The sequence below is a fragment of the Pseudescherichia sp. genome (genome assembly GCF_032052675.1).
Taxonomy (GTDB): domain Bacteria; phylum Pseudomonadota; class Gammaproteobacteria; order Enterobacterales; family Enterobacteriaceae; genus Pseudescherichia.
The window spans coordinates 408,388-424,206 of record NZ_DAMBWA010000003.1; the positions used below are offsets into that span (position 1 = coordinate 408,388).

Annotated in this window: 20 protein-coding genes; 14 read left to right on the forward strand and 6 right to left on the reverse strand. The window is 56.7% G+C overall.

What is annotated here, in order from left to right; genetic code table 11:
- Positions 1-30: 30 nt before the first annotated feature.
- Complete coding sequence (gene crp, locus RTX96_RS06695) at positions 31-663, reverse strand: cAMP-activated global transcriptional regulator CRP (RefSeq protein ID WP_000242758.1); 633 nt, start codon at positions 661-663, stop codon at positions 31-33.
- 308 nt (positions 664-971) lie between these two features.
- On the opposite strand from crp, the gene RTX96_RS06700 reads away from it, so the two are divergent.
- The gene (locus RTX96_RS06700) at positions 972-1,376 is read left to right on the forward strand and encodes an OsmC family protein (RefSeq protein ID WP_103820293.1); all 405 of its coding nucleotides are present in this window, start codon (positions 972-974) and stop codon (positions 1,374-1,376) included.
- 51 nt (positions 1,377-1,427) lie between these two features.
- Here RTX96_RS06700 and RTX96_RS06705 read toward each other — a convergent pair whose 3' ends face one another.
- From RTX96_RS06705 to RTX96_RS06720, 4 genes are all read right to left on the reverse strand, one after another.
- Positions 1,428-2,297, reverse strand: coding sequence for a phosphoribulokinase (locus RTX96_RS06705; protein ID WP_042393074.1), 870 nt, complete (start codon positions 2,295-2,297; stop codon positions 1,428-1,430).
- Positions 2,298-2,350: 53 nt separating this feature from the next.
- Entirely contained in the window at positions 2,351-2,569 is a 219-nt protein-coding gene (locus tag RTX96_RS06710; RefSeq protein WP_103820292.1) for a YheU family protein, read from the reverse strand.
- Positions 2,570-3,586, reverse strand: a complete 1,017-nt coding sequence (locus tag RTX96_RS06715; RefSeq protein WP_103820291.1) for a hydrolase — start codon at positions 3,584-3,586, stop codon at positions 2,570-2,572.
- 97 nt (positions 3,587-3,683) lie between these two features.
- Positions 3,684-5,588, reverse strand: coding sequence for an ABC transporter ATP-binding protein (locus tag RTX96_RS06720; protein WP_312268539.1), 1,905 nt, complete (start codon positions 5,586-5,588; stop codon positions 3,684-3,686).
- Positions 5,589-5,719: 131 nt separating this feature from the next.
- Between RTX96_RS06720 and kefG the strand changes: the two genes are divergently transcribed.
- The 4 genes from kefG (at position 5,720) to slyD (ending at position 8,974) form a co-directional block, all read left to right on the forward strand.
- The gene (gene kefG, locus RTX96_RS06725) at positions 5,720-6,271 is read left to right on the forward strand and encodes a glutathione-regulated potassium-efflux system ancillary protein KefG (RefSeq protein ID WP_141092962.1); all 552 of its coding nucleotides are present in this window, start codon (positions 5,720-5,722) and stop codon (positions 6,269-6,271) included.
- On the forward strand, positions 6,271-8,079 hold the full coding sequence (kefB, locus tag RTX96_RS06730; protein WP_103820288.1) for a glutathione-regulated potassium-efflux system protein KefB: 1,809 nt from the start codon (positions 6,271-6,273) through the stop codon (positions 8,077-8,079). Before kefG ends, kefB begins: the two co-directional genes overlap by 1 nt.
- A gap of 12 nt (positions 8,080-8,091) precedes the next feature.
- Entirely contained in the window at positions 8,092-8,292 is a 201-nt protein-coding gene (locus tag RTX96_RS06735) for a YheV family putative zinc ribbon protein (protein WP_042393050.1), read from the forward strand.
- Positions 8,293-8,386: 94 nt separating this feature from the next.
- Positions 8,387-8,974, forward strand: a complete 588-nt coding sequence (gene slyD, locus RTX96_RS06740) for a peptidylprolyl isomerase (protein ID WP_042393048.1) — start codon at positions 8,387-8,389, stop codon at positions 8,972-8,974.
- A gap of 173 nt (positions 8,975-9,147) precedes the next feature.
- On the opposite strand, the gene RTX96_RS06745 is transcribed toward slyD, so the two are convergent.
- Positions 9,148-9,366 (reverse strand): protein SlyX, encoded by a 219-nt coding sequence (locus tag RTX96_RS06745; protein ID WP_042393046.1) that lies wholly within the window; start codon positions 9,364-9,366, stop codon positions 9,148-9,150.
- Positions 9,367-9,580: 214 nt separating this feature from the next.
- Between RTX96_RS06745 and fkpA the strand changes: the two genes are divergently transcribed.
- The 9 genes from fkpA to RTX96_RS06790 form a co-directional block, all read left to right on the forward strand.
- The gene (gene fkpA / locus RTX96_RS06750; RefSeq protein WP_103820287.1) at positions 9,581-10,411 is read left to right on the forward strand and encodes an FKBP-type peptidyl-prolyl cis-trans isomerase; all 831 of its coding nucleotides are present in this window, start codon (positions 9,581-9,583) and stop codon (positions 10,409-10,411) included.
- Positions 10,412-10,576: 165 nt separating this feature from the next.
- Positions 10,577-11,299 (forward strand): transcriptional regulator, encoded by a 723-nt coding sequence (locus RTX96_RS06755; RefSeq protein WP_103820286.1) that lies wholly within the window; start codon positions 10,577-10,579, stop codon positions 11,297-11,299.
- The gene (gene tusD / locus RTX96_RS06760; protein ID WP_312670609.1) at positions 11,299-11,685 is read left to right on the forward strand and encodes a sulfurtransferase complex subunit TusD; all 387 of its coding nucleotides are present in this window, start codon (positions 11,299-11,301) and stop codon (positions 11,683-11,685) included. The genes RTX96_RS06755 and tusD overlap by 1 nt, the downstream gene beginning before the upstream one ends.
- Positions 11,685-12,044 (forward strand): sulfurtransferase complex subunit TusC, encoded by a 360-nt coding sequence (tusC, locus tag RTX96_RS06765; protein WP_103820284.1) that lies wholly within the window; start codon positions 11,685-11,687, stop codon positions 12,042-12,044. Before tusD ends, tusC begins: the two co-directional genes overlap by 1 nt.
- A gap of 7 nt (positions 12,045-12,051) precedes the next feature.
- A complete protein-coding gene (gene tusB, locus RTX96_RS06770; protein ID WP_312670610.1) occupies positions 12,052-12,339 on the forward strand; it encodes a sulfurtransferase complex subunit TusB in 288 nt (95 codons plus the stop codon).
- 125 nt (positions 12,340-12,464) lie between these two features.
- The gene (gene rpsL, locus RTX96_RS06775) at positions 12,465-12,839 is read left to right on the forward strand and encodes a 30S ribosomal protein S12 (protein ID WP_000246815.1); all 375 of its coding nucleotides are present in this window, start codon (positions 12,465-12,467) and stop codon (positions 12,837-12,839) included.
- A gap of 95 nt (positions 12,840-12,934) precedes the next feature.
- Positions 12,935-13,405: a 30S ribosomal protein S7 gene (gene rpsG / locus RTX96_RS06780; RefSeq protein WP_004106370.1), complete on the forward strand. Its 471-nt coding sequence runs from the start codon at positions 12,935-12,937 to the stop codon at positions 13,403-13,405.
- Positions 13,406-13,498: 93 nt separating this feature from the next.
- A complete protein-coding gene (fusA, locus tag RTX96_RS06785) occupies positions 13,499-15,613 on the forward strand; it encodes an elongation factor G (RefSeq protein ID WP_103820282.1) in 2,115 nt (704 codons plus the stop codon).
- Positions 15,614-15,683: 70 nt separating this feature from the next.
- Positions 15,684-15,819, forward strand: a 136-nt coding sequence (locus RTX96_RS06790; RefSeq protein ID WP_009484166.1) for a GTP-binding protein, incomplete at its 3' end; no start/stop codon positions are given.

Consider the following 15,819-nt stretch of genomic DNA (forward strand, 5'->3'; position numbering starts at 1 on the left):
TGCGCAGAGGCGACACGCCGTTCTTAAAGCTTAACGCGTTCCGTAGACGACGATGGTTTTACCATGTGCAGAGATCAGGTTCTGATCTTCCAGCATCTTCAGAATACGGCCCACGGTTTCGCGGGAGCAGCCCACGATCTGGCCAATCTCCTGGCGGGTGATTTTGATCTGCATCCCGTCCGGATGGGTCATGGCGTCTGGCTGTTTAGCCAGGTTCAGCAGCGTCTGCGCGATGCGGCCGGTAACGTCGAGGAAGGCAAGGTTGCCCACTTTCTCAGAGGTGACCTGCAGGCGACGTGCCATCTGCGACGAGAGGCGCATCAGAATATCCGGGTTGACCTGGATAAGCTGACGGAATTTTTTATAGGAAATTTCGGCCACTTCACAGGCGGTTTTCGCCCGTACCCATGCGCTGCGCTCCTGGCCCTCTTCAAACAGGCCCAGTTCACCGATAAAGTCTCCCTGGTTCAGGTAAGAGAGGATCATCTCTTTCCCTTCTTCATCCTTGATGAGCACTGCCACCGAGCCTTTGACGATGTAATACAACGTTTCCGCTTTTTCACCCTGGTGAATCAGCGTGCTCTTCGACGGGTACTTATGAATGTGGCAATGAGACAAGAACCATTCGAGAGTCGGGTCTGTTTGTGGTTTGCCAAGCACCATGCGCGGTTATCCTCTGTTATAAGCTGGCGCCAGTCGCGGGACGGGTCCGGCGGCTGGGGTTGCAATCATATGCTTCCCGAATCCTGGGAAGGGGGCCGTCAATATAGGCATGCGGCCTGTAATGGTTGAAGTCCTCTGCATACCTGCATAATGTCAATACATTACTGGAGCATCCCGACTGTTTTAGCATAGCTTTTGCCGTGTGTCTCCTGGTGTCTCGCTTCAGCTTGATGCAGGTCGCCTTCCGTTGCGCGTTTTGCTCTGCGCGCGTAATCTGTCGGGAAAATTGCCACTCTGGAGTGATGAAAATGCAAGCACGCGTAAAATGGGTTGAAGGGTTAACGTTTCTCGGCGAGTCCGCCTCTGGGCATCAGGTCTTAATGGACGGCAACTCCGGGGACAAAGCCCCCAGCCCGATGGAGATGGTACTGATGGCGGCAGGCGGATGCAGCGCCATTGACGTGGTGTCGATCCTGCAGAAAGGGCGTCATAGCGTGACCGATTGCGAAGTGAAGCTGACCTCCGAGCGTCGGGAAGAGGCGCCGCGTCTCTTCACCCACATCAACCTGCACTTTATCGTTACCGGCAAAGAGCTGAAGGAGGCGGCGGTATCCCGCGCGGTGGATCTCTCAGCGGAGAAGTACTGCTCCGTGGCGCTGATGCTGGAGAAAGCGGTCAATATCACCCACTCCTACGAGGTGGTTGAGGGATGATTTTATGCCCGGTGGCGCTGCGCTTACCGGGCCTGCATGTCGCGCATTACCCTATTCAATCTTCTTGCCTTCCATCAGCCGCTGCACCAGCGGCAGCATAATCAGCTCCATCGCCAGTCCCATTTTGCCCCCCGGCACCACCAGGGTGTTGATGTGGGAGATAAACGATCCCTGCAGCATCGCCAGCAGCCAGGGATAGTCGATACCCTCCAGATCGCGAAAGTGGATCACCACAAAGCTCTCGTCCAGCGAGGGAATATTTTTGGCTGCAAAGGGATTTGAGGTGTCAACCGTGGGGACGCGCTGGAAGTTGATGTGGGTGCGGGAGAACTGCGGCGTAATGAAGTTGATGTAGTCATCCATCGAGCGCACCACCGAGTCCATCACCGTCTCCCGGGAGTGGCCGCGCTCGCTGGTGTCGCGGATCATCTTCTGGATCCATTCGAGGTTAATAATTGGCACCACCCCTACCAGCAGATCCACATGGCGCGCCACGTCGTGCTGGGGCGTCACCACGCCGCCGTGCAATCCTTCGTAAAAAAGAATGTCGGTGGGTTCCGGCAGCGGCTGCCACGGCGTAAAGGTGCCCGGCACCTGGTTCCAGGGGACGGCTTCGTCGTAGGTGTGCAGATACTTGCGTGCCTGTCCGGTGCCGTTGTGACCATATTCGATAAAGGTCTGCTCCAGCAGACCAAAGTCGTTGGCGTCCGGACCAAAGTAGCTGATATGCCGCCCGGCATCGCGCGCCTTGCGGATCGCCATATCCATCTCCGGACGGGTATAGCGGTGGAAGCTATCGCCCTCCACCTCGGCGGCGCGTAGACCCAGCTGGGAAAATATTTTACGAAAGGCGAGGCTGGTGGTGGTGGTACCTGCACCGCTGGAACCTGTGACAGCAATCACCGGATGTTTGGCTGACATAGCGAACGACTCCCTGATTAACAGCAGAAGAGGGCGGATCGCCTGACGCAGCGTTATTCGCGAAACTGTTTCCGGGGCATAATATTGACTGTCTCGTGCAGCTCTGACCACACCAGCACGGCCTCACCCGTTTCCAGCTGACGCTTTACGTCGGCAACCTTTTGCTCAAGCGAACGCTCATGTTCACCATAATCGGTGCCTTCGCGCAAGACAAAGCTCTCAATCAGGCTGTAGAGCGTCTCGGGTGCAACCTCTTGCCAGGGAATAATCATCTATGCCTCCAGATAGGGTGCCAGCCAGTCGGGGATGCGCTTTTCAAGCCACATCTCAGGGCGGCGCAGCGTGCCGCCAACGAAGCCAACGTGGCCGCCATGTTCGGTCAACTGATATTCAATATTAGCGGGTAAATGGCCCGCCGCCGGAATGACGTGGTGATCCATAAAGGGATCGTCTTTGGCATGGATAATCAGCGTTGGCTTGCGGATCTGCGGCAGGACCGGCATGGCGCTGCTTCGGCGGTAGTAGTCGATGGCGTCATCGAATCCGTGCGCCTTTGCGGTAATCAGGTCATCAAACTCACGGATGCGGCGCACGCGCTTGAGCTGGGCAAGATCGATCGGCAGGGTACCGGGATAGACCTTGAGCTTGCGTCTGGCGTTGGCTTTTAGCAGGTTGAGCAGGTAACGCTGATAGAAACGTGAGAAACCCTTATCCATATGGAGGCTGCAGGCCTCCAGCACCAGCGGAGCCGAGACGATCACCGCCGCGTTGAGCGGCAGGCTATCGTCAGCTTTAGCCAGCAGACAGCCGAGCATATTGCCGCCGAGAGAGTAACCCACCGCAGCGGTAGGCGCGGCGCCAAAGGTGTTGCGTAGCCAATGCAAGAACCACGTGCCGTCTTCGGTTTCACCGGAGTGGTAGATGCGGTTCAGGCGGTTAGGCTCGCCGCTGCAGCCGCGAAAGTGCATCACCACCCCGAGCCAGCCGCGCTGCTTTGCCGCGTGAATTAATCCGTGGGCGTAGGGGCTGTGCAGGCTACCCTCCAGGCCGTGAAATACCACCAACCGGGGCTTATCTTTCGCCTGCTGCGGATCCTCGCTCCATGCCAGATCGACAAAGTCGCCGTCGGGCAGCTCAAGACGCTGCCACTGCGCGGTAAACTGCAGACGACGGCGCAAAATACGCGGCAGCATCGTCTGTAAATGCGGGTTGCTTGCCCCCGGCATCGGACGGAATTCAACATTATCTTCCGCCGCAGCGGGAAGCAGTAAGGGAGTTATTTGGGCCATGTCGTGCGAGTTATTTTTCAGTGATCTGCTGAATACTATACCTGTGCAGATAAATTATGTTTATGAAAATGGGGCAATACCCTCTCGCCCCCTCGCGTTACTCACTTTGCAGCATGCCTTCAAGCTGCTCCTGCGCCTCAAGCCACGCCATCTCACACTCCTCAAGCCCTGACTTCGCGCTCGCCTGGGCCTGCAGGCACTCGGTGAGCTCAGCCTTGCGGCTCTGATCGTACAGGCCGCTGTCGCCAAGCTTCTCTTCGGCCTTCGCCAGCTGGGCGTTGAGCTTCTCCATCTCTTTCTCCAGACGGGCGATCTCTTTGCGCAGCGGCTGGGTCTGGGTGCGCAGCTCGGCTTCCCGGCGCTTCTGGTCTTTACGCGCCTGGGCGCTGTTACCATTCTCCTTCGCCGCCTCGGCAGGCTGATTCTCCTGCTTCTGCACGTCGCTCAGCCACTGCTGGTAATCCTCCAGATCGCCGTCGAACGGCTCGACTTTGCCGTCGTGGACCAGGTAGAGATCGTCGGTGGTAGAGCGGATCAGGTGGCGATCGTGCGACACCACCACCAGCGCGCCTTCGAACTCAATCAGCGCTTCAGTCAGGGCCTGGCGCATATCGAGATCGAGGTGGTTGGTTGGCTCATCGAGCAGCAGCAGGTTAGGACGCTGCCAGACGATCAGGGCCAGTACCAGCCGCGCTTTCTCACCGCCGGAGAAGCGTTCGGTGTTCTCGGTAACCTTATCGCCCTGGAAGCCAAAGCCGCCAAGGTAGTCCCGTAGCTTCTGCTCCGCTTCCTGAGGGGCAAGGCGGGCCAGGTGCTGCAGCGGCGACTCATCCGCCCGCAAGAACTCCAGCTGGTGCTGGGCGAAATAGCCAAGCTTGATGCCCTTCGCAAGACCAATATCACCGCCGGTGGGGGCAAGCTCGCCCGCCAGCAGCTTGATCAGCGTCGATTTACCCGCGCCGTTGCGACCCAGCAGGCCAATGCGCGAGCCAGGGACGAGGTTAAGCTTGATCGAGTTAAGAATGGTGCGATCGCCGTAGCCCGCACTCACTTTCTCCATCTTCAGCAGCGGATTGGGCAGGCTCTCCGGCGCGCGGAAGCTAAAGTGGAAGGGGTTATCCACGTGCGCCGGGGCGATCAGCTCCATGCGCTCCAGCATCTTCACCCGGCTCTGGGCCTGTTTGGCCTTGCTGGCTTTGGCTTTAAAGCGGTCGATAAAGCTTTGCAGATGCGCCACGCGCTGCTGCTGGCTCTCATAGGTGGCCTGCTGCTGCGCCAGACGGGTTGCGCGCTGGCGCTCAAACGAGCTGTAGTTGCCGGTATACTCGAACATATTCTGCTGTTCGATATGGATGATTTTATCTACAACCGGATCGAGGAAGTCACGGTCGTGGGAGATGAGGATCAGCGTCCCCTGGTAGCTCTTCAGCCAGCGCTCGAGCCAGATCACCGCGTCGAGATCGAGGTGGTTGGTCGGCTCATCGAGCAGGAGCAGATCCGAGCGGCAGACCAGCGCCTGGGCAAGGTTGAGACGCATACGCCAGCCGCCGGAGAAGTCGCTTACCGGGCGCTCCAGCTGCTCGGTAGAGAAACCCAGCCCGTGCAGCAGGCTGGCGGCGCGGGAGCGAATGGTCCAGGCGTCAATGGCGTCGAGCTTGCCGTGAACGGTGGCTATGGCGTGGCCGTCGTTACGCTCGTTGGCGTCGTTAAGCTGGGCCTCCAGCTGGCGATACTCACGATCGCCATCAATAACATAGTCGATGGCGGGCTCGCTGAGGGCCGGGGTCTCCTGATTCACCCACGCCAGCTGCCAGTTGGCAGGGTAGGTAAAGCTGCCGCCGTCGGCGGTAAGCTCGTTTTTCAGCAGCGCCAGCAGGGTCGATTTCCCGCAGCCGTTTTTACCCACCAGCCCGACTTTCTGGCCGGGGTTGATGGTGGCGGTGGCGTTATCCAGCAGGACACGCACGCCGCGACGAATTTGTAGTGAGGAGAAAACAATCATAGAGCGCCGTATGTTCAGACTATGTTAATTTGTCATTATGATAATGTGGGGTGCGCCTATAATGCCGCACTGGGGCGCAATGGTAGCCCGAAACGACAACGATATACAAAAATAGAACCGGGAGGGGAGTGATGTCCCAGACAGCCAGAGTGCTGCTGCTGTATGCCCATCCGGAATCCCAGGACTCAATAGCCAACCGGGTCCTGCTTAAGCCGGCGATGCAGCTGCACAACGTGACCGTGCACGATCTCTATGCGCACTACCCAGACTTTTTTATCGATATTCCCCGGGAGCAGGCGCTGCTGCGCGAGCACGACGTGATCGTCTTTCAGTTTCCTCTCTACACCTACAGCTGTCCAGCGCTGCTCAAAGAGTGGCTCGATCGCGTCCTGACCCGCGGCTTCGCCAGCGGGCCGGGAGGCAACCAGCTGGCGGGCAAGCGCTGGCGCTGCGTGATCACCACCGGCGAGCCAGAGAGCGCCTACCGCTACGACGGTCTCAACCGCTATCCGCTTAGCGATATCCTGCGCCCTTTTGAGCTGACGGCGGCCATGTGCCGCATGCAGTGGATGACGCCGTATATTGTTTACTGGGCGCGCCGCCAGCCGAAAGAGGAGCTGGCAAGCCATGCCCGGGCCTACGGCGAATGGCTTGCCTCACCCACCGCGACGGGAGGCCGCTGATGGAGGGAACCGATCTGCTGCTGGCAGGCGTACTGTTTCTGTTTGCCGCCGTGGTCGCCGTGCCGCTGGCTGCCCGGCTGGGTATCGGCGCGGTGCTGGGCTACCTGCTGGCAGGCATTGCCATCGGCCCGTGGGGGCTTGGATTTATCAGCGACGTCGATGAGATCCTCCACTTCTCTGAGATGGGCGTCGTGTTCCTGATGTTTATCATCGGCCTGGAGCTAAACCCGTCGAAGCTATGGCAGCTGCGGCAGTCGATCTTTGGCGTTGGGGCAGCGCAGGTGCTGCTTAGCGCGGCGATCCTCGCCGGACTGCTGATGCTGACCGACTTCGCCTGGCAGGCGGCCGTGATTGGCGGCATTGGCCTTGCGATGTCCTCTACCGCGATGGCGCTTCAGCTGATGCGCGACAAGGGGATGAACCGCAGCGAGGCGGGACAGCTGGGGTTCTCGGTGCTGCTGTTCCAGGATCTGGCGGTGATCCCGGCTCTGGCGCTGGTGCCGCTGCTGGCGGGCAGCGGCGATGACCACTTCGACTGGATCAAGATCGGCATGAAAGTGGTCGCCTTCGGCGGGATGCTGGTGGGGGGCCGCTATCTGCTGCGCCCGGTGTTCCGCTTTATTGCCGGCTCCGGCGTGCGCGAGGTCTTTACCGCCGCCACGCTGTTGCTGGTGCTCGGCTCGGCGCTGTTTATGGATGCGCTGGGGCTGTCGATGGCGCTCGGTACCTTTATCGCCGGCGTATTGCTGGCGGAGAGTGAGTACCGTCACGAGCTGGAATCGGCCATCGATCCGTTCAAAGGCCTGCTGCTGGGGCTATTCTTTATCTCAGTAGGGATGGCGCTGAATCTGGGCGTGCTTTATACCCATATACTGTGGGTGGTGGCAGCGGTAGCGATTCTGGTGGCGGTAAAAACCACGGTGCTCTATCTGCTGGCGCGCCTGTACGGCCTGAGAAGCTCAGAGCGGATGCAGTTCGCCGGCGTGCTCAGCCAGGGTGGCGAGTTTGCCTTTGTGCTCTTCTCTACCGCCTCCTCGCAGCGGCTGTTCCATAACGATCAGATGGCGCTGCTGCTGGTCACGGTGACGCTGTCAATGATGACCACGCCGCTGCTGATGAAAGGCATCGATAAGGGACTCTCCCGGCGCTTCAACAGCCCGGAAGAGGAGGGGGAGACCCCGTGGGTTGAAGATGACAAGCCGCAGGTCATCGTCGTTGGCTTTGGCCGCTTCGGCCAGGTTATCGGGCGCCTGCTGATGGCCAACAAAATGCGCATCACCGTGCTGGAGCGGGATATCAGCGCGGTTAACCTGATGCGGAAATATGGCTATAAAGTCTACTACGGCGACGCGACCCAGGTCGAGCTGCTGCGCTCGGCGGGCGCGGAGGCGGCGGAGTCGATCGTGATCACCTGCAACGAGCCGGAAGACACCATGAAGCTGGTAGCGATTTGCCAGCAGCACTTTCCGCACCTGGCCATTCTTGCCCGGGCGCGGGGACGTTTTGAGGCGCACGAACTGCTCCAGTCGGGCGTCACGCAGTTCTCCCGCGAGACCTTCTCCAGCGCGCTGGAGCTGGGGCGCAAGGCGCTGGTCTCTCTGGGCATGCATCCTCATCAGGCGCTGCGGGCGCAGCTGCACTTCCGTCGTCTCGATATGCGGATGCTGCGCGAGCTGATGCCGGTAGTGCATACCGATACGCAGCAGATCTCCCGCGTTCGCGAGGCGCGGCGCGAGCTGGAAGAGATTTTCCAGCGCGAAATGCAGCAGGAGCGCCGGCAGCTGGACGGCTGGGACGAGTTTGAATAGAGGGTAAAAAGTATGGCGATACGTAAACGTTTTATCGCGGGCGCCAAGTGCCCGGCCTGTCAGGCCCAGGATACGCTGGCGATGTGGCGCGAAAATAATGTTGATATTGTTGAGTGCGTTAAGTGCGGCCACCAGATGCGCGAGGCGGATAAAGAGGCCCGCGAGCATGTTCGCAAAGAAGAGCAAGTGATCGGGATTTTTCATCCGGACTAGCGATATAGCCCAGCTTTTTTTAAGCTTAAGGGTACACGGGGGCAGAATTCCGTTACAATCTGCGCCAGCAATTTTCCCACGCTCAGGAGATATCATGAAAGTAGCAAAAGACCTGGTGGTCAGCCTGGCCTATCAGGTACGTACAGAAGACGGTGTGTTGGTTGATGAGTCTCCGGTAAGTGCGCCGCTGGACTACCTGCACGGTCACGGCTCCCTGATCTCTGGTCTGGAGTCCGCGCTGGAAGGTCACGAACCTGGCGACAAATTTGACGTGGCGGTGGGCGCAAACGACGCTTACGGTCAGTACGACGAAAACCTGGTGCAGCGCGTACCGAAAGACGTCTTCATGGGCGTTGATGAACTGCAGGTAGGCATGCGCTTCCTGGCTGAAACCGACCAGGGTCCGGTACCGGTTGAGATCACCGAAGTGGAAGATGACCACGTTGTGGTTGATGGTAACCACATGCTGGCTGGCCAGAACCTGAAGTTCAACGTTGAAGTTGTGGCGATTCGTGAAGCGACCGAAGAAGAGCTGGCCCACGGCCACGTTCACGGCCCGCACGGTCATGACCACGGCCACGACCATGAACATGGCGACGGCTGCTGCGGCGGTCACGGCCACGATCATGACCACGGTCATGGTAAAGGCGGTTGTGGCAACGGCGGCTGCGGCTGCCACTAATATCCTTCGTCTTTCAAGCCGCAGCGGTGTTGGCATCGCTCTCAAACCCCGGTCACATAGTTATCTATGCTCCCGCGGATTCTCGAGCTTGCCGCCTTGCTGCAACTTGAAATCCAGCGGATATTGAAATTTCGGATTGTAGGAAGCGGGGATCTCCCCGCTTTTTTTACGTCTTAATAGTGGGGCGGTGGCGTCTCTTCTGACTGAGAGGCCATATGGGAAGGCTGGCTGGCTTTCAGTTTCTCGGTGACCAGACGCATAAGGTCCCGCAGCTTTGCCATCTCCAGCTCGTGGGCGGTAACCGTCTGGTTAAGCTCCTCGATCGTAATCTCCTGAAAGGCCAGACGGCTCTCCAGCTCTGCCAGCCGCGCTTCCAGCGTCATATTCTGCATGTTTCACCTCATCTGTTTTAGCCCGGATTCTACGCAACTTTACGCGGCTGCGCAGCCCACCTGACATCCTTAAGAAACTAATTTAAACAAAAATAGTCACAAAAGAGGCAACAATCGGGAATGTCGTTATATAGATTTCTCCCACAACGATTTATAGTACGTTTTTCAAATACGCAAACCCTGGGGCAACGTGCCCCCGGCCCTGGAGATATGGATGAAATCACTGTTTAAAGTCACGCTGCTGGCGACCACGATGGCCGTTGCGCTGAATGCACCTCTCTCTTTTGCTGCTGACGCTCCGGCGAAAGCCCCGGCGACCACCGACAGCAAAGCGGCATTCAAAAACGACGACCAAAAATCAGCCTATGCGCTGGGCGCGTCACTGGGTCGTTATATGGAAAACTCCCTGAAAGAACAGGAAAAACTGGGCATCAAGCTGGACCAGGCCCAGCTGATTGCCGGCGTTCAGGATGCCTTCGCCAATAAGAGCAAGCTCTCCGACCAGGAGATCGAGCAGACCCTGCAGGCCTTCGAGGCACGCGTGAAGGGCGCCGCTCAGGAGAAGATGGAGAAGGACGCGGCTGAGAACGAAACGAAGGGCAAAGCCTTCCGTGACACCTTTGCTAAAGAGAAGGACGTGAAAACCTCCTCTACCGGCCTGCTCTACAAAGTAGAGAAAGAGGGGACCGGCGACGCACCGAAAGATAGCGATACCGTGGTCGTAAACTACAAGGGCACGCTGATCGACGGTAAAGAGTTCGATAACTCCTACACCCGTGGCGAACCGCTCTCCTTCCGTCTTGATGGCGTGATCCCAGGCTGGACTGAAGGCCTGAAAAACATCAAGAAAGGCGGCAAGATCAAGCTGGTGATCCCACCGGCGCTGGCCTACGGTAAAACCGGCGTTCCGGGTATCCCGGCTAACTCTACGCTGGTCTTCGACGTAGAGCTGCTGGATATCAAACCGGCACCGAAAGCGGATGCGCAGCCGAAGCCGGAAGCGGCAGCACCGGCAGAACAACCTGCCGCTGCGGATAAAAAGTAATACGCTGAGAGCCGCCGCCTAACCAGGCGGCGGTTTTTTATTACAGGGCAGGTATAATTAACACTGGAAGCGCTATGTCCGCTGTATTAATTTAGATGTCCCTGTAAATGATGAGCCTGCCCTGAAAACATAACGACAGGCTCCTGAAAAGGAGTGTTTTTTTTCATGTCCAGGTCGCTATTAACCAACGAAACCAGCGAGCTCGATCTGCTGGATCAACGGCCTTTTGATCAGACCGACTTCGATATCCTGAAATCCTACGAAGCGGTGGTCGATGGGTTAGCGATGCTCATTGGTGCCCACTGTGAAATCGTCTTGCACTCCTTGCAGGATCTCAAATGCTCCGCCATCCGTATTGCCAACGGTGAACACACCGGGCGTAAGATTGGCTCGCCCATCACCGATCTTGCCCTGCGCATGCTGCACGACATGACGGGGGCCGACAGCAGCGTCTCGAAGTGCTACTTCACCCGCGCCAAAAGCGGCGTGCTGATGAAATCGGTGACGATTGCTATCCGCAACCGCGAGCACCGGGTGATCGGCCTGCTGTGCATCAACATGAACCTTGATGTTCCCTTCTCGCAGATAATGAGCACCTTTATTCCGCCGGAGACGCCGGACGTTGGCTCCGCCGTGAACTTTGCCTCCTCGGTAGACGACCTGGTGATGCAGACTCTGGAGTTCACTATCGAAGAGGTGAACGCCGATCGGAACGTGTCTAACAATGCGAAAAATCGTCAGATTGTGCTGAACCTCTACGAGAAGGGCATTTTCGATATCAAAGACGCCATTAATCAGGTAGCGGATCGCCTGAATATCTCCAAGCACACGGTCTACCTGTACATTCGCCAGTTCAAGAGCGGTGACTTCCAGGGGCAGGATAAGTAATGCGTTTTGCCTTAATGGTGACGGGGCCTGCCTACGGCACGCAGCAGGCCAGCAGCGCGTGGCAGTTTTCCCAGGCCTTGTTGGCTGCGGGCCACGAGCTGGCGAGCGTCTTTTTCTATCGCGAAGGGGTCTATAACGCTAACCAGCTTACCGCCCCCGCCAGCGACGAGTTCGATCTGGTCCGTGCCTGGCAGACGCTGCACCTTGAGCGCCGGGTTGAGCTGCATATCTGCGTTGCGGCAGCGCTGCGGCGTGGCGTAACCGATGAGAGCGAGGCCCAGCGTGCCGGACTGGCTGGCGCCAACCTTCAACCGGGCTTTATCCTCAGCGGCTTAGGTGCGTTGGCCGAGGCGGCCTTAACCTGCGATCGCGTGGTGCAGTTCTGATGAAAAGCGTGGCATTTGTTTTTAACTCCGCACCGCACGGCTCCTCTGCCGGACGGGAAGGGCTGGACGCGCTGCTGGCAATGTCGGCCCTGACCGAGGAGATTGGCGTCTTTTTCCTTGGCGACGGCGTTTTTCAGCTGCTGGCCAACCAGCGCCCCGGTGATATCCTTGCACGGGACTACATCGCCACCTTCAAGGTGCTGCCGCTCTATGATATTGAGCAGCTCTGGCTGTGCGCGGCCTCGCTGCGCGAGCGCGGGCTAAGTGCTTCAACTTCTTTTATTCTCGATGCCCAGCCGCTGGAACCCGACGCGCTGCGCGAGTGTCTACATCGCTATGACGTCGTCATGACGTTTTGAGGCTGTTATGCTGCATACTCTTCGCCACTCTCCCTGGCAATGCGACATGGCCGTGCTGCTGCGCACGGTGCAGGAGGGGGATGACCTTTTGCTGCTCTCTGATGGCGTAACGGCGGCGGTTGTGGGGAGTCGCTACCTTGATTTACTGTTGGCCGCCCCCATAACTGTTCATGCTCTACAGGAAGACGTTGATGCCCGCGGTCTTTCTGGTCAAATTTCGAACAGAATCGTCCGGGTTAGCTATACTGATTTCGTTAGCCTGACGGTTAAACACGCTGCGCAGATCGCCTGGTAGTGTGAGATCCGCTGTATATTTCTTGACACCTTTTGAGCACAGCCCTAAAATTCCGCGTCCTCATATTGTATGAGGGCGTTTTATTACGTGTTTACGAAGCAAAAGCTAAAACCAGGAGCTATTTAATGGCAACAGTTAACCAGCTGGTACGCAAACCACGTGCACGCAAAGTTGCGAAAAGCAACGTGCCTGCGCTGGAAGCCTGCCCGCAGAAACGTGGTGTATGTACTCGCGTATATACCACCACTCCTAAGAAACCGAACTCCGCACTGCGTAAAGTTTGCCGTGTGCGTCTGACTAACGGTTTCGAAGTTACCTCCTACATCGGTGGTGAAGGTCACAACCTGCAGGAGCACTCCGTGATCCTGATCCGTGGCGGTCGTGTTAAAGACCTTCCGGGTGTTCGTTACCACACCGTTCGTGGTGCACTTGACTGCTCAGGCGTTAAAGACCGTAAGCAGGCTCGCTCCAAGTACGGCGTGAAGCGTCCTAAGGCTTAATGGTTCTCCGTTAAGTAAGGCCAAACGTTTTAAATTAATGTCAAACTAAACTCTTTGAGTTTTGGACAATCCTGAATTAACAACGGAGTATTTCCATGCCACGTCGTCGCGTCATTGGTCAGCGTAAAATTCTGCCGGATCCTAAGTTCGGATCAGAACTGCTGGCTAAATTTGTAAATATCCTGATGGTAGATGGTAAAAAATCTACTGCAGAAGCAATCGTATACAGTGCTCTTGAGACCCTGGCTCAGCGCTCTGGTAAAAATGAACTGGAAGCCTTCGAAGTCGCTCTCGACAACGTGCGCCCGACTGTAGAAGTTAAGTCTCGCCGCGTTGGTGGTTCTACTTATCAGGTTCCAGTTGAAGTTCGTCCGGTTCGTCGTAATGCTCTGGCAATGCGTTGGATCGTTGAAGCTGCTCGTAAACGCGGTGATAAATCCATGGCTCTGCGCCTGGCGAACGAACTTTCTGATGCTGCAGACAACAAAGGTACTGCAGTTAAGAAACGTGAAGACGTTCACCGTATGGCAGAAGCCAACAAAGCGTTCGCCCACTACCGTTGGTAATCCCTTCGGAGTAATAGTCACCAAGCGGGCGCTTTATGTAAGCTGCCCGCTTTGGGCTACATAACTTGAACGCTAAGGCAATAGAGGAATCAAATGGCTCGTACAACACCCATTGCACGCTACCGTAACATCGGTATCAGTGCGCACATCGACGCCGGTAAAACCACTACTACCGAACGTATCCTGTTCTACACCGGTGTAAACCACAAAATCGGTGAAGTTCACGACGGCGCGGCAACTATGGACTGGATGGAGCAGGAGCAGGAGCGTGGTATTACCATCACCTCCGCAGCGACCACTGCATTCTGGTCTGGTATGGCGAAGCAGTATGAACCGCATCGCGTAAACATCATCGACACCCCGGGCCACGTTGACTTCACCATCGAAGTAGAACGTTCCATGCGTGTTCTTGACGGTGCGGTAATGGTTTACTGCGCAGTTGGTGGTGTTCAGCCGCAGTCTGAAACCGTATGGCGTCAGGCAAACAAATATAAAGTTCCACGTATCGCGTTCGTTAACAAAATGGACCGTATGGGTGCGAACTTCCTGAAAGTTGTTGGTCAGATCAAATCCCGTCTGGGCGCGAACCCGGTTCCGCTGCAGCTGGCGATTGGTGCTGAAGAAGGTTTCACCGGTGTTGTTGACCTGGTGAAAATGAAAGCCATCAACTGGAACGATGCCGACCAGGGCGTTACCTTCGAATACGAAGATATCCCGGCTGACATGCAGGATCTGGCTGAAGAATGGCACCAGAACCTGATCGAATCCGCTGCTGAAGCTTCTGAAGAGCTGATGGAGAAATACCTGGGCGGTGAAGAACTGACTGAAGAAGAGATCAAAACTGCTCTGCGTCAGCGCGTTCTGAACAACGAAATCATCCTGGTAACCTGTGGTTCTGCATTTAAGAACAAAGGTGTTCAGGCGATGCTGGATGCGGTAATTGATTACCTGCCATCTCCGGTTGACGTACCGGCGATCAACGGCATCCTGGACGACGGTAAAGATACGCCGGCTGAGCGTCACGCAAGTGATGAAGAGCCGTTCGCTGCTCTGGCGTTCAAAATCGCTACCGACCCGTTCGTAGGTAACCTGACCTTCTTCCGTGTGTACTCCGGTGTGGTTAACTCTGGTGATACCGTACTGAACTCCGTGAAAACTGCACGTGAGCGTTTCGGTCGTATCGTTCAGATGCACGCTAACAAACGTGAAGAGATCAAAGAAGTTCGCGCAGGCGACATCGCGGCAGCTATCGGTCTGAAAGACGTGACCACTGGTGACACTCTGTGTAACCCGGATCACCCGATCATTCTGGAGCGTATGGAGTTCCCTGAGCCGGTAATCTCCATCGCCGTTGAGCCGAAAACCAAAGCTGACCAGGAAAAAATGGGTCTGGCTCTGGGCCGTCTGGCTAAAGAAGACCCGTCATTCCGCGTATGGACTGACGAAGAGTCTAACCAGACTATCATCGCGGGCATGGGTGAGCTGCACCTCGACATCATCGTTGACCGTATGAAGCGTGAATTTAACGTTGAAGCGAACGTCGGTAAACCTCAGGTTGCTTACCGTGAAGCGATTCGCGCGAAAGTTACCGATATCGAAGGTAAACACGCCAAGCAGTCTGGTGGTCGTGGTCAGTACGGTCATGTTGTTATCGACATGTACCCGCTGGAGCCGGGCTCTAACCCGAAAGGTTACGAGTTCATCAACGACATCAAGGGTGGTGTAATTCCTGGCGAATACATCCCTGCCGTTGATAAAGGCATCCAGGAGCAGCTGAAAGCGGGCCCGCTGGCCGGTTACCCGGTAGTGGATCTGGGCGTGCGTCTGCACTTCGGTTCTTACCATGACGTTGACTCCTCTGAGCTGGCGTTTAAACTGGCTGCGTCTATCGCCTTTAAAGATGGCTTTAAGAAAGCAAAACCAGTTCTGCTTGAGCCGATCATGAAGGTTGAAGTAGAGACGCCGGAAGAGAACACCGGTGACGTTATCGGTGACCTTAGCCGTCGTCGCGGCATGCTGCGCGGTCAGGAATCTGAAGTGACTGGCGTTAAGATCCACGCTGAAGTTCCGCTGTCTGAAATGTTCGGATATGCAACTCAGCTGCGTTCTCTGACCAAAGGTCGTGCATCATACACTATGGAATTCCTGAAGTATGATGATGCACCGAACAACGTTGCTCAGGCCGTAATTGAAGCCCGTGGTAAATAAGCCGCAGGGTTAAAACCTAAGTCCCGTGCTCTCTCCAGAAGGGGAGAGCACTATAGTAAGGAATATAGCCGTGTCTAAAGAAAAATTTGAACGTACAAAACCGCACGTTAACGTTGGTACTATCGGCCACGTTGACCACGGTAAAACTACTCTGACCGCTGCCATCACTACCGTTCTGGCTAAAACCTACGGTGGTTCTGCTCGTG